At 67.6% G+C, this 13,170-nt stretch carries 9 protein-coding genes; 7 read left to right on the forward strand and 2 right to left on the reverse strand.

The annotated features are described in order from the left end of the window. Nucleotides 1–449: PE family protein (locus EET13_RS28050; protein ID WP_136623280.1), on the reverse strand; the 449-nt coding region annotated here is incomplete at its 3' end. A gap of 245 nt (nucleotides 450–694) precedes the next feature. Between EET13_RS28050 and EET13_RS28055 the strand changes: the two genes are divergently transcribed. The 3 genes from EET13_RS28055 (at nucleotide 695) to embB (ending at nucleotide 8,012) form a co-directional block, all read left to right on the forward strand. Further along, nucleotides 695–1,324, forward strand: coding sequence for a transposase (locus EET13_RS28055; protein WP_122445311.1), 630 nt, complete (start codon nucleotides 695–697; stop codon nucleotides 1,322–1,324). Between the two features lie 200 nt (nucleotides 1,325–1,524). Continuing rightward, nucleotides 1,525–4,788 carry an arabinosyltransferase domain-containing protein gene (locus tag EET13_RS28060; RefSeq protein WP_122445312.1) on the forward strand — a complete coding sequence of 1,088 codons (3,264 nt, stop codon included), beginning with the start codon at nucleotides 1,525–1,527 and terminating at the stop codon, nucleotides 4,786–4,788. Further along, complete coding sequence (gene embB / locus EET13_RS28065) at nucleotides 4,785–8,012, forward strand: arabinosyltransferase EmbB (RefSeq protein ID WP_122445313.1); 3,228 nt, start codon at nucleotides 4,785–4,787, stop codon at nucleotides 8,010–8,012. The genes EET13_RS28060 and embB overlap by 4 nt, the downstream gene beginning before the upstream one ends. A gap of 86 nt (nucleotides 8,013–8,098) precedes the next feature. Here the strand turns inward: embB and EET13_RS28070 are convergent, their stop codons facing one another. Beyond that, nucleotides 8,099–9,682: an arylsulfotransferase family protein gene (locus EET13_RS28070; protein WP_244604156.1), complete on the reverse strand. Its 1,584-nt coding sequence runs from the start codon at nucleotides 9,680–9,682 to the stop codon at nucleotides 8,099–8,101. Between the two features lie 218 nt (nucleotides 9,683–9,900). Here EET13_RS28070 and EET13_RS28075 point away from each other — a divergent pair, with 218 nt between their 5' ends. The 4 genes from EET13_RS28075 (at nucleotide 9,901) to EET13_RS28095 (ending at nucleotide 13,169) form a co-directional block, all read left to right on the forward strand. Further along, on the forward strand, nucleotides 9,901–10,287 hold the full coding sequence (locus EET13_RS28075; RefSeq protein WP_244604157.1) for a hypothetical protein: 387 nt from the start codon (nucleotides 9,901–9,903) through the stop codon (nucleotides 10,285–10,287). A 130-nt stretch (nucleotides 10,288–10,417) separates the two neighbouring features. Continuing rightward, nucleotides 10,418–10,885, forward strand: coding sequence for a hypothetical protein (locus tag EET13_RS28080; protein ID WP_425293738.1), 468 nt, complete (start codon nucleotides 10,418–10,420; stop codon nucleotides 10,883–10,885). Then, a complete protein-coding gene (locus tag EET13_RS30005) occupies nucleotides 10,882–11,298 on the forward strand; it encodes a hypothetical protein (RefSeq protein ID WP_136623281.1) in 417 nt (138 codons plus the stop codon). Before EET13_RS28080 ends, EET13_RS30005 begins: the two co-directional genes overlap by 4 nt. 98 nt (nucleotides 11,299–11,396) lie before the next feature. Beyond that, complete coding sequence (locus EET13_RS28095) at nucleotides 11,397–13,169, forward strand: acyl-CoA dehydrogenase family protein (RefSeq protein ID WP_122445317.1); 1,773 nt, start codon at nucleotides 11,397–11,399, stop codon at nucleotides 13,167–13,169. The last annotated feature ends 1 nt before the right edge of the window (nucleotide 13,170 follow it).

Genomic DNA, 13,170 nt, shown 5'->3' on the forward strand with positions numbered 1-13,170 from the left:
CCCCCGGCACCACCATTGCCGATCAAAATCCCGCCAGCCCCACCCTTAGCCCCGGTCCCGGCCGCCCCATTGTGGCCATCACCAATCAGCGGACGCCCCAACACCACGTTCGTCGGAAAATTAATCACCGCCAACACGTCATCGACCAAGGCCCGCAACGGATGCGCACCGGCCGCCTCCGCAGCCGCATACGCATACCCCGCCCCGCTCAACGCCCGCACAAACTCGGCATGAAACCCCGCCACCTGCCGACTCAACACCTGATACTGCTGCCCATGGCCGGAAAACAACGCCGCCACCGCCGCCGACACCTCATCACCACCAGGCGCCAACAAACCCGTCGTCGGCCCCAACGCCGCCGCACTAGCCGCACCCACCAACGAACCGATACCGGCCACCTCAGCAGTCGCGGCCACCAACACCTCCGGCACCACAACCACATACGACATAGCAAGCCCCCACACCCAACCAGAACCGCAACGTCAGAGGAACCTTGAGATGTTCAGCACTACCACAAGCGCAAACACAATGCTGATGCTTTCAACGATCCGCAGCTGTGGCACGCAGCAGCACTGGTTGGGACTGTGGCAATCAGGATGTCAGCGGGTGGTGGTGCATGTGCCGTGGGCGCGTCCTAGCGCGCTACCCCTAGGGCCTGTGAAGACACTGCGCCTGGCTGGCAGCCCCTACCGCATTGAGCGCGCTCACGGTGTTGCTGCGTGTCGCCTGGCGCACTGTGGCGGCGATCGTGGGTTTGATCAGGTTCGGCGTTGACGAGATGTCCGTTGGCAATGGGCACCGTTTTCTCACGGTTGTCGTGGATCACGGGGGCAGGTCGGCTGGTGTGCGCGGCCAGGCCGCAACGAGAAAACTTTGGGCAAGTTATGCGACGCGCGCCGCGTTGTTGACTCACGTCAGTTGCCACGGTGCGGAACGGATCCACGCTCTGGCGCGACAGCGGGCGCCCAAGGTGCTGATCGGCCTGTTCCCGTTCCATGTAGTGGCCTGGCCGCTCAAAACGCCGGACAAAGTGCGGGCGCGCACCATGACCAAAGCGGGAGTCCGCGATCGGCACGCGATCTGGACGACCCGCAAGAACCCGCCCGACGTGACCTGTGAGCAGCGCACCGGCTTGGCCGAAATCGCCGTCACCACGGCACTGACGCCGGGCGTACCTGCACAACGAGCAACTGCGCGAGGCCTTTCGGATCAACGGCCAAAGGAGACGCCAGCCGCATGTGGCGGTCATGTGCTTCGCGCAGCAATGTCGGGTTACAGCACTAACACCGGGTGCTCCCGGTTGCTGACATATAGCCACATATAGCCCCCCCATATCGCCGTAGTCAGGCCAAGCCCAGCACCCCCTCTGGCCGGGGCCCGCGCTGACTGCGCCGAGACTGCCCGCACATCGGCACTCAGCGCCGGCCCCACGCAGCTGACGCAGACTCGATCGCAATAACCACCGACGCGGTCCGGCCCCCGCTTCCGAAAGCCCCTCAGCCGCGTCGCCTACGATCGACCCTCGTGCCCCTCGACGGTAATGAGCGATCTCACCGGATCGCCCGCCTAGTAGCCGTCGTCTCGGGAATTGTGGGACTGCTGTTGTGTGCCCTGGTTCCGCTGCTTCCGGTGAAGCAAACGACGGCGACCATCCTGTGGCCGCAGGGCAGCACCTCGGACGGCAATGTCACCCAGGTCACGGCGCCGCTGGTGTCCGGGGCGCCCAGGGCGCTCGACATCTCGATCCCCTGCCCGGCGATCGCCACCCTGCCCGCCGGCGGCGGCCTGGTGCTGTCGACGCTGCCGGCCGGCGGCGTGGACACGGGCAAGCATGGCCTGTTCGTCCGGGCCGACAAGGACACCGTCGTCGTCGCCTTCCGCGACACCGTGGCCGCGGCGGCGCCCCGCGCGGCGATCGCCGCTGGCGGATGCAACATACTGCACATCTGGGCCGACGCGGCCGGCGCCCACGCCGACTTCGTCGGCATTCTCGGTGCCGCGGGCACCCTGCCCGCCGAAAAGAAACCTCAGGTCGGCGGCATCTTCACCGACTTGAAGGTGCCCGCTCAACCCGGCCTATCAGCCCGCGTCGACGTCGACACCCGATTCATCACCAACCCCACCTCCATCAAGACGATCGCGATGACCCTGGGCGCACTGGCGGTCCTGGTTGCCATCGTCGCTTTGGCGGTCCTGGATCGTCAGAACCGGGGCGGTGTACGAATGCCCCGACGGCGCTCCGGCCTGGCGGTCTGGCTTGCCGACGCCGGGGTGATCGCCACGCTGCTGCTCTGGCATCTCATCGGCGCCACCTCGTCCGACGACGGCTACAACCTGACCATCGCCCGCATCGCCCCGAAAGCCGGCTATGTGGCCAACTACTACCGCTACTTCGGTGCCACCGAGGCACCGTTCGACTGGTACCTGGGCGTGCTGGCCCACCTGGCATCGGTGAGCACCGCCGGTGTGTGGATGCGGCTTCCGGCCACCCTGGCCGGGATCGCCTGCTGGCTGATCATCAGCCACGTGATGTTGCGGCGCCTGGGACCGGGCAAGGGCGGCCTGGCCGCCAACCGGGCCGCGGTGTTGACGGCCGGCGCGGTATTCGTGGCCGCCTGGTTACCGTTCAACAACGGACTGCGCCCCGAGCCCCTGATCGCGTTGGGTGTGCTGGTCGCCTGGATGCTGGTGGAACGCTCGATCGCGCAGCGGCGACTGGCCCCGGCCGCGCTGGCCATCATCGTCGCGATGCTGACGGCCACGCTGGCGCCGCAGGGCCTGATCGCGCTGGCCCCGCTGCTCACCGGCGCCCGGGCCATCGCGCAAACCATCCGCCGACGGCGCGCCGCCGACGGAATACTGGCGCCGCTGGCGGTGCTCGCCGCGTCGCTGGCGTTGACCACCGTGGTGGTGTTCCGCAACCAGACGCTGGCGACGGTCGCCGAGGCGGCGCGCATCAAGTACAAGGTGGGGCCCACAATCGCCTGGTACCAGGACTTCCTGCGCTACTACTTCCTCACGGTCGAGTCCAATGCGGACGGGTCAATGTCGCGGCGATTCGCCGTCCTGGTGATGTTGCTGTGCCTGTTCGGAATGCTGTTCGTGCTGCTGCGCCGCGGCCGGGTGCCGGGGCTGGCCAGCGGTCCGGCCTGGCGGCTCATCGGTACGACGGCGATCGGTCTGCTGTTGTTGACGTTCACCCCCACCAAATGGGCCATCCAGTTCGGCGCTTTCGCCGGGCTGGCCGGCGCCCTGGGTGCAGTCACCGCCTTCACCGTCGCCCGCATCGGGTTGCACAGCCGGCGAAACCTCACGCTCTACATCACCGCGCTGCTGTTCGTGCTGGCATGGGCCACCTCGGGCATCAACGGCTGGTTCTACGTCGGCAACTACGGCGTGCCGTGGTACGACATCCAACCCGTCATCGCCAGCCACCCGGTGACCTCGATGTTCCTGACCCTGTCGATCCTCACCGGTCTGCTGGCCGCCTGGTACCACTTCCGGATGGACTACGCCGGGCACACCGAGGTCAAGGACAACCGGCGCAACCGGGTCCTGGCCTCGGCACCACTGCTGGTGGTCGCGACGATCATGGTCGTGGGCGAGGTCGCGTCCCTGGCCAAGGGGGCGGTTTTGCGCTACCCGCTCTACACCACCGCCAAGGCCAACCTGGCGGCGCTGGAATCGGGACTGTCCAGCTGCGCCATGGCCGACGACGTGCTGGCCGAGCCCGACCCCAATGCCGGTATGCTGCAACCGGTCCCGGGCCAAACCTTCGGGCCGGACGGACCGCTCGGGGGCGTCAACCCGGTCGGTTTCAAACCCGAGGGCGTGGGCGATGACCTGAAGTCCGACCCGGTGGTCAGCAAGCCCGGAGTGGTCAATTCCGACGCGTCTCCCAACAAGCCCAACGCGGCCATCACCGACTCCGCCGGCACCGCGGGCGGCAAAGGCCCCGTCGGAGTCAACGGGTCACACGCGGCGCTGCCGTTCGGCCTTGACCCGGACCGCACCCCGGTGATGGGCAGCTACGGCGAGAACACGCTGGCCGCCACGGCCACTTCCGCCTGGTACCAATTGCCGCCGCGCACTCCGGATCGCCCACTGGTGGTGGTGTCCGCCGCCGGGGCCATCTGGTCCTACAAGGAGGACGGTGACTTCGTCTACGGCCAGTCGCTGAAACTGCAGTGGGGCCTCGCCCGGCCCGACGGCAGCATCGCACCATTGGGACAGGTGTTCCCGATCGACCTGGGGCCGCAACCGGCGTGGCGCAACCTGCGGTTCCCGCTGACCTGGGCGCCGCCGGAAGCCACGGTGGCGCGCATTGTCGCCTACGACCCGAACCTGAGCCCCGAGCAGTGGTTCGCCTTCACCCCGCCGCGGGTCCCGGTCCTGGAAACGCTGCAGCAGCTGATTGGCTCGCAGAAACCGGTGCTGATGGACATCGCGACCGCCGCCAACTTCCCCTGCCAGCGGCCGTTCTCCGAACACCTAGGCGTGGCCGAACTTCCCGAATACCGCATCATGCCCGACCACAAGCAAACCGCGGTGTCGTCGAACCTCTGGCAGTCCAGCTCCACCGGAGGGCCGTTCCTGTTCACCCAGGCGCTGCTGCGGACCTCGACGATCTCGACGTATCTGAGCGGCGACTGGTATCGCGACTGGGGTTCGGTGGAGCAGTACTACCGGCTGGTGCCAGCCGACCAGGCGCCGAACGCCGTCGTGCAGCAGGGCGTGATCACCGTGCCCGGCTGGAGCCGGCAAGGACCGATTAGGGCGCTGCCATGACACAGAGCGCGAGCGGTACTAACGGGTGCCGCGACGTGCGGGTGACCCGCTGGGTGGCGACGATCGCGGGCCTGATCGGGTTCGTGTTGTCCGTCGCGACACCGCTGCTGCCCGTCGTGCAGACCACCGCCATGCTGAACTGGCCGCAAGATGGCCAGCTCAACAGCGTGACGGCGCCGCTGATTTCCCTGACGCCCGTCGACCTGACCGCCACCGTTCCCTGCGAGGTGGTGCGCGGCATGTCGCCGCAAGGCGGGGTGGTGCTGGGCACCGCACCCAAGCAGGGCAAGGACGCCAACCTGCAGGCGATGTTCGTCGTCGTCAGCGGCCAGCGCGTGGACGTCACCGACCGCAACGTCGTCATCCTGTCCGTGCCGCGCGACGCGGTGGTCGGCGGCGCCAATGGGCCGGGATGTTCACGCATCGAGGTCACCTCGACGCACGCCGGGACCTTCGCCACTTTCGTCGGGCTCAAGGATCCAGCCGGACAGCCGTTGCGCGGCGGCTTCCCCGACCCGAACCTGCGCCCCCAGATCGTCGGGGTGTTCACCGACCTGACCGGTCCGGCGCCGGCCGGGCTGCGCCTGTCTGCCACCATCGACACCCGCTTTTCCACCACCCCGACGACCCTGAAACTGCTGGCGATCATCGGCGCCATCGTGTGCACGGTCGTGGCGCTGATCGCGCTGTGGCGCCTCGACCAACTCGACGGCCACCGGATGCGCCGGTGGATTCCGGCAAACTGGCGCACCTTCACCCTGCTCGACGGCGTGGTGATCTTCGCGTTCCTGCTCTGGCACGTCATCGGCGCCAATTCCTCCGACGACGGCTACATCCTGGGCATGGCCCGGGTGGCCGACCGGGCCGGCTACATGTCCAACTACTTCCGCTGGTTCGGCAGCCCCGAGGACCCGTTCGGCTGGTACTACAACCTGCTCGCGCTGATGACCCACGTCAGCGACGCCAGCATCTGGATGCGGCTGCCGGACCTGTTCGCCGGGCTGGTGTGCTGGCTGCTGCTCTCGCGTGAGGTACTGCCCCGGCTGGGGCCGGCGGTAACCTCCAGCAAGGCCGCCAACTGGGCAGCGGCCATGGTCCTGCTGACCGCGTGGATGCCGTTCGACAACGGCCTGCGTCCCGAAGGCATCATCGCGCTGGGCTCGCTGGTCACCTACGTGCTGATCGAGCGGTCGATGCGCTACAGCCGGCTCACCCCGGCGGCGCTGGCGATCATCGCCGCCGCGTTCACCCTGGGTGTGCAGCCCACCGGGCTGATCGCGGTGGCCGCGCTGGTAGCCGGCGGCCGCCCGATCCTGCGGATCTTCGTCAAACGCCACCGCCTGGTGGGCACGTTGCCGTTGCTGTCGCCGATGCTGGCCGCCGGCACCATCATCCTGACCGTGGTGTTCGCCGACCAGACGTTGTCAACGGTGTTGGAAGCCACCAGGGTTCGCGGCAAGATCGGTCCCAGCCAGGCTTGGTACACCGAAAACCTGCGCTACTACTACCTCATCCTGCCGACGGTCGACGGCTCGCTGTCGCGCCGCTTCGGCTTCTTGATCACCGCCCTGTGCCTGTTCACCGCGGTGTTTATCATGTTGCGGCGCAAGCGAATTCCCGGAGTGGCGCGCGGTCCGGCATGGCGGCTGATGGGCGTCATCTTCGCCACCATGTTCTTCTTGATGTTCACCCCCACCAAGTGGGTGCACCACTTCGGGCTGTTTGCCGCGGTGGGGGCGGCGATGGCCGCGCTGACGACGGTGCTGGTGTCGCCAAAAGTGTTGCGCTGGTCGCGCAACCGGATGGCGTTCCTGGCGGCGGTGTTGTTCATGCTGGCGTTGTGCTGGGCCACCACCAATGGCTGGTGGTATGTCTCCAGCTACGGCGTGCCGTTCAACAGCGCCATGCCCAAAATTGCCGGAATCACGGTCAGCACAATCTTTTTCGCACTGTTCGCCATTGCCTTGGGGTATGCGGCCTGGCTGCATTTCGCGCCCCGGGGCAGCGGTGAAGGCCGCCTGACCCGAGCACTGACCTGGCCTTCTCAAGCGCCGGTCCCGCTGGCAGCCGGCTTCATGGCGTTGGTGTTCGTCGCGTCGATGGTGGCCGGAATCGTGCGCCAGTACCCCACCTACTCCAACGGCTGGTCCAACCTGCGGGCGTTCGCCGGGGGCTGCGGCCTGGCCGATGACGTGCTCGTCGAACCAGACCCCAACAACGGCTTCATGACCGCACTGCCCGGCGATTACGGCCCGCTGGGGCCGCTGGGCGGCACCGACCCGACGGGCTTCACCCCCAACGGCGTGCCGGAGCACACCGTCGCCGAGGCGATCGTGATGAAACCCAACCAGCCCGGCACCGACTACGACTGGGATGCGCCCACCAAACTCAAGACGGCGGGCATCAATGGATCGACGGTGCCGCTGCCCTACCAGCTCGATCCCGCGCGGGTTCCGTTGGCCGGCACCTACACCACCGGGCCGCAGCAGCAGAGCCGGCTCGCCTCGGCCTGGTACCTGCTGCCCAAGCCGGACGACGGGCATCCGCTGGTGGTGGTGACCGCCGCCGGCAAGATCGCCGGGCACAGCGTGCTGCACGGCTACACATCCGGGCAGGCCGTGGTGCTGGAATATGCCCGGCCCGGCCCGGGCGAGCTGGTACCCGCCGGACGGCTGGTGCCCGACGACCTGTACGGCGAACAGCCCAAAGCCTGGCGCAATCTGCGGTTCGCACGCGACAAGATGCCCACCGATGCCGTCGCCGTCCGGGTCGTCGCCGAGGACCTGTCGCTCACCCCGGAGGACTGGATCGCGATCACCCCGCCGCGGGTGCCGGAGCTACGTTCCCTGCAGGAGTACGTCGGCTCCACCCAACCGGTGCTGCTGGACTGGGCGGTCGGACTGGCGTTCCCGTGTCAGCAGCCGATGCTGCACGTCAACGGCGTCACCGAAATCCCGAAATTCCGCATCACGCCGGACTACAACGCCAAGAAACTGGACACCGACACCTGGGAAGACGGCGTCAACGGCGGCCTGCTGGGCATCACCGATCTGCTGCTGCGCGCCCATGTCATGGCGACCTATCTGTCGCGTGACTGGGCCCGCGACTGGGGATCGCTGCGCAAGTTCGACACCCTCGTCGATGCCCCGCCGGCGCAACTGGACCTGGGCACCGCGACCCGTAGCGGGTTGTGGTCGCCGGGCAAGATTCGCATCGGCCCCTGAGGCCCGGTCTGCGGCCTGCCCGGCAACCGCCAGACACGCGCGCGCTGGCCGCAGTTTCGACGACGCGGCTGCAGTCTCGCCGCCCCTCACCGCGTGATTGGCGCGGTGCGGCCGACGACAGCGCCGTCGGCGGCCAGGGCCTCGAGCTGGTAGTAGCCGTCGGAATTCCCGGACAGCGGCACCGAGGTGTCATAGCCCGCCCAGGCCACGGTGGTTCGCGGCGTCATGGTGTTGCTTTCCGGGCCGTGCAGCAGCCGCCAGCGGGCCACCCGGGTGGCGCCGTTCCACACCGCGTGGGCGGTATCGTCGGCGAAGTGCAGCTGCGGGGGTTCGACGGGGTCCCCCGTCCAGTCGTCGAGGAACGCGCGATAGGTGCCGTCGGGCAGGGTTGCGTCGAACACCATGTCGCCGGCCGCGGTGAACTCGGCGATGTGCTCGGCGGTACCCCATCCGGAGAAGGTGTTGCCGCCCGGCAGTTGCTGCAGGTTGCCCATGGCTCCCACGCTGAGATCTGCCGGATGCCGCTGAGCGCGAAGCAGTGTCGCGCGGCCGGCGTGGAAATCCAGGCGAATCCATTTCAGGCTGGTCGGCACTGACCCACCACCTTTTTGTCCCAGGCTGCCCTCGAAGTGGTTGTCGAACAACGTGATTGTGTTGGCCTCGGGCATCTCCACGTCGTGCTGGTAGGCGAAGTCGACGCCGTCATCCAGCGCGAACGTGGACCGCTTCCCGCCCAGTCGCCAGTTGACGGCGCCGGTGCGGTAGTCGACGTTGAAGACGGTGGACATTGCTCGCATGCTGATCACCAGGTTGCCCGCGGGATCCAGCGCGATCGAGTTCATGTGATAGACGTCCAGCGTCTGGCCCGCGGTGTACCTTGCCGGCGAGTCGCTGATCGGGACGTGGCTCAGCGCATCCCATTGGAACAGCGTCTGTTTGGTTGCGACGTCGACCACCGAGGCGGTGCAGTTATAGAGCCGCCCGTCCTTGGGTCCGCCGACAGCCGTCAGGTCGGCCGTCACCTCCGGGTAGGACGTGATCAGGGCGCGGCCGTCCGGGGTGAGCCGGAATTCGTGGATGTCTGATGACAGTTCACCGCCGGGCGTCACAGTGCTGATCAGGTTGTAATGGTCGTCGGCGATGTAGCTGGCGCCCAGCCCGTGGCCCCATTGCTTGCGGCCTTGCCACCAGGTGAGCACCGGCTTGTCCCGGTAGCGCTGGACGCGGAGATTGCCGGCGGTCTCCCCGGCCGGAAGTTGCCGCTGCCACACCACATGTCCGGCCTTGTCGGCAACGACGAGCACGCAGGGCCGTGACCCTGCCCCGAGATGGGCCGCAGTGGTTCCGGAGACGAAGAACACATAGCCGGATGCACCGCCGGGCTTGTTGACGTTGACCGTGTACCCCAGCGATTGCGCCGAGACTGCCGGTGCCGCGGAGTTCGCCGGCTTGTGCCCGCGCATCCCCACCGCGATCAGCCCGCCGGCGAGAATGCCACCCGTGACGGCACCGAGTTGTCGCCGCGAAATCCGCAATTCGCCTGTCATGGAGCTGGTTTCGCTGTCGAAATCGCGCTGACCATCCGACTCCTTCGAGAGCTCCGGGCACCGCGGCCCGCCGCTGTGGTTATACACCAGATGCGGCGGCGAGAACGCCGAACCAACCTCCAACGCACGGAGGTTTCGGCGGTGCGAATGCCGTCAATATCTACTGCGGTCGGGCAAACCAATAGATGAAGACGGTGGGGGCCATGCGCGGGCTGATGCGGAATTTGACGTATACGGCAGCAATCACTTTGGTGACGTGCCCGGCGGCGCTAATCACGGGTGGAGCTGCGGCCGCCAATCCGGGGGCGGGCGGGCCCACCAGGGTGGCGTTAGGAGCCGCGATGCGGCAATGCGATTACAGCCGCACCTCCGTCGCGCCGAGGTTGCCGGCGGTTTCGCCGCCTACGGGCACCGGCTCGGCGTTGATCCACAGAGCGGGATCGCAGGCGGTCGCCGAGGTGCACCTGACCAACCCCGCACAACCGGGGATGCACTACGACGTCGGCCTGATCCAGGCGCCGCGCCCGGCCACTGCCTCGTGCGGCCCCGGCGCCCCGGGCACCGCTTTCGCCAGCCTTGACCTTGATGAGGGCGGGACGGGGACGGTGACCGTCCAGGATTCTGTGCGACAGGGTACGACGGGCGTGTGGGTGATCGTCGAGCGCCCCAACCCCAATTCCCAGGACCCCGCCGAGTTCTATACCTCCGAGTTCCTGGTGTCCATGTAGCCTATGCGGGCCGCCCGCGCGCCTGACTGACGAATGCCGGACACCCGCGGGACTTCGGTCCCTACCGCCGCCGGCGGTCGCGTGATGCGATTCAGGTGATTCGTCGATGGCGTCGGACGGAGGTATGGCCATGAACGTCTCACCTGATTCGCAGTCCCGAACCCGCATGTTCGCCCGGGCGCTTGGACCCTTCCTGGTGATCGTCGACCTGACGGCCGTGGTGCGTGCCGCCGACATGCAGAGCCTGCTTTCGCAGTTCGAAGCGAACTCCCTGTGGACCTGGGTGACCGGGGCGTTCGTCTTACTGTTCGGCTTGATGATGGTGGCCGGTCACCAATCGTGGCGCGGTGCCCCGGCGATCATCGTGTCCGTGCTGGGCTGGCTGGTCACGCTGCGCGGGCTCTTGCTGTTGGCATTTCCCAGGGCTTTCGTGTCGCTTGCCAACAGCATGATCGGCGCGCAGGCCGTGTGGGTGAGCTTGTGCCTGGCCGCCGCGCTGATCGGGCTGTATCTGACCTACGTCGGCTGGGCGCCGACGCCCAGCAGGCCGACACAACACACGGCTACGGCAAAGCCGGATCTGCCGCGCGCGGCGTGAGCAAGCCCCGCAGCGCCTCGACGCGCGCCCGGGTCGCCGGCCTGGCAGCGGCGATGACCGTGCTCACCAGCGGATGCGGCATGCCCAGCGGGGGCAGTGCGGCCGCGTCGTCGCCCGGTACGACCACGCCATCCACCGCCGACAGTGGCTCGTCGGCGGGCTCGTCGGCGGGCTCGTCGGCGGGCTCGTCGGCGGTGGAACAGGATGTGGTGGTCAGGCTCGACACCGCTCAACCGGATCGGCCGGTGGGTGTGCACTTCGGTCGCCACGCGGCGATATACCTGTTGGAACGCGACGATCCCCATTTCGCGACGTGGCTGGCGGTCCTGCACCGAAGCCTGAACGAGGGAACGCAAGTTCGGTTCGCCTACGCGGTGGCGGGTCCGCGGCTCACCCTGGTTGAGCCCGCATAGCCGCTGTATGTCTTTGCATTGCAAGCTATTGGCGCAGCCCTGCACCCGGCGTTCGGGACGTCTAGACATATATAAAACCTATGTAATAGTGTCGCGGGATGACCGACTACCTGCTGGAGTCCGTGGACCGGCTGCCGTTTTCGACACCGGAAAAAGCCGGACGCTACCGCACCGAGAATTACCAGGGCGCCACCGGTCTCAACTGGTATCTCACCGATCCCACGCTGCAGTTCACTATGGCGTACTACTTGCAGCCGGACGAATTGGCTTTCGCCGAGCCACATTTGACGCGCGTGGGTGAGCTGATGGGCGGCCCGGTGACCCGCTGGGCCGAGGAGACCGACCGCAATCCACCGCAGCTGGAACGCTACGACCGGTGGGGCCATGACATCAGCCGGGTGGTGATGCCGGAGTCGTTCACCCGGTCCCAGCGGGCCATTCTGGACGCGCAGAAAACCGTGCGCGACGAAGCGAAGCGGGCCGGTGTAAGCCCGTCGCTGCCGCTGTTCGCAGCCAACTATCTGCTCAACCAGGCCGACATCGGGATGGCCTGTGCGCTGGGCACTGGCGGCAACATGGTCCGATCCCTGGTGACGGCCTACGCGCCGCCCGATGTGCGTGACTACGTCCTGGACAAACTCAACTCCGGCGAGTGGGACGGCCAGGCGGCGCAACTGATGACCGAGCGAACTGGGGGCTCGGATCTGGGCGCGCTGGAAACCACCGCGACCCGCAGCGGCGATGCCTGGCTGCTGAACGGCTTCAAATGGTTTGCCTCTAATTGCGCCGGGGAGGCGTTTGTGGTGCTGGCCAAACCCGAAGGAGCCCCCGACTCGACCCGGGGCGTGGCGTCGTTCCTGGTGTTGCGGACGCGCCGGGACGGCTCCCGCAACGGCGTGCGCGTCCGGCGGCTGAAGGACAAACTTGGGACCCGCTCGGTCGCCTCTGGCGAGATCGAGTTCGTCGAGGCCGAAGCCTTTCTGCTGTCCGGTGAGCCGCGGGCTGACTCCGGGCCGGCCGACGGCAAGGGCCTTGGCCGCATGATGGAACTGACCAACAAATTGCGACTGGGCACCGCCTCGTTCGCCGTCGGCAATGCGCGCCGCGCCTTGGTCGAGTCGCTGTGTTACACCCGCCAGCGGCGGGCGTTCGGCGACGCACTCATCGACAAGCCGCTGATCCGGCGCAAGCTCGCCGAGATGATCGTCGACGTCGAAGCCGCCCTGGCGCTGATCTTCGACGGCACCGGCGCCCCCAATCACGGTCAGCCCCAGGCGATTCGGCAACGTATCGCGGTACCGGTGACCAAGCTGCGGGTGTGCCGGCTCGGGATCACCGCCGCCTCCGACGCGGTCGAGCTGCACGGCGGCAACGGCTATATCGAAACCTGGCCGGTGGCAAGGATTTTGCGCGACGCGCAGGTAAACACCATCTGGGAGGGTTCCGACAACATCCTGTGTCTGGACGTGCGCCGCGGCATGGAGCAGTCGCGGGCGCACGAGCCGCTGCTGGCCCGCATGCGCGATGCGGTGTCGGCGTCCGACGATGACGACACGACGCGCCTGGTGTCGCGCCGCATCGAGGATCTCGATGCGGCGATCACCGCGTGGGCGAAGCTGGACCGGGATCTGGCCGAGGCGCGACTATACCCGCTGGCGCAGTTCATGGGCGACGTCTACGCGGCAGCGCTGCTCACCGAGCAGGCGGCGTGGGAGCGAGAAACTCGCGGCGCCGATCGCAAGGCGCTGGTCGCGCGCCTGTACGTGCAGCGGTATCTGGCCGACTGCGGCCCATTGCGCGGCCTGGACACCGAAGGCGACGAGGCGCTGCAGCGCTTCGACGAACTCGCAGCGGGCGCCCTCACGCTGTAGC

Origin of the sequence: Mycobacterium attenuatum (genome assembly GCF_900566085.1) — a bacterium.
GTDB classification, from domain to species: Bacteria; Actinomycetota; Actinomycetes; order Mycobacteriales; family Mycobacteriaceae; genus Mycobacterium; species Mycobacterium attenuatum.

Coding starts and splice junctions, on each gene's coding strand:
- embB (WP_122445313.1), top strand. CDS start 4,785: ATGACACAGAGCGCGAGCGGTACTAACGGGTGCCGCGACGTGCGGGTG.
- EET13_RS28075 (WP_244604157.1), top strand. CDS start 9,901: ATGCGGCAATGCGATTACAGCCGCACCTCCGTCGCGCCGAGGTTGCCG.
- EET13_RS28080 (WP_425293738.1), top strand. CDS start 10,418: ATGAACGTCTCACCTGATTCGCAGTCCCGAACCCGCATGTTCGCCCGG.
- EET13_RS28095 (WP_122445317.1), top strand. CDS start 11,397: ATGACCGACTACCTGCTGGAGTCCGTGGACCGGCTGCCGTTTTCGACA.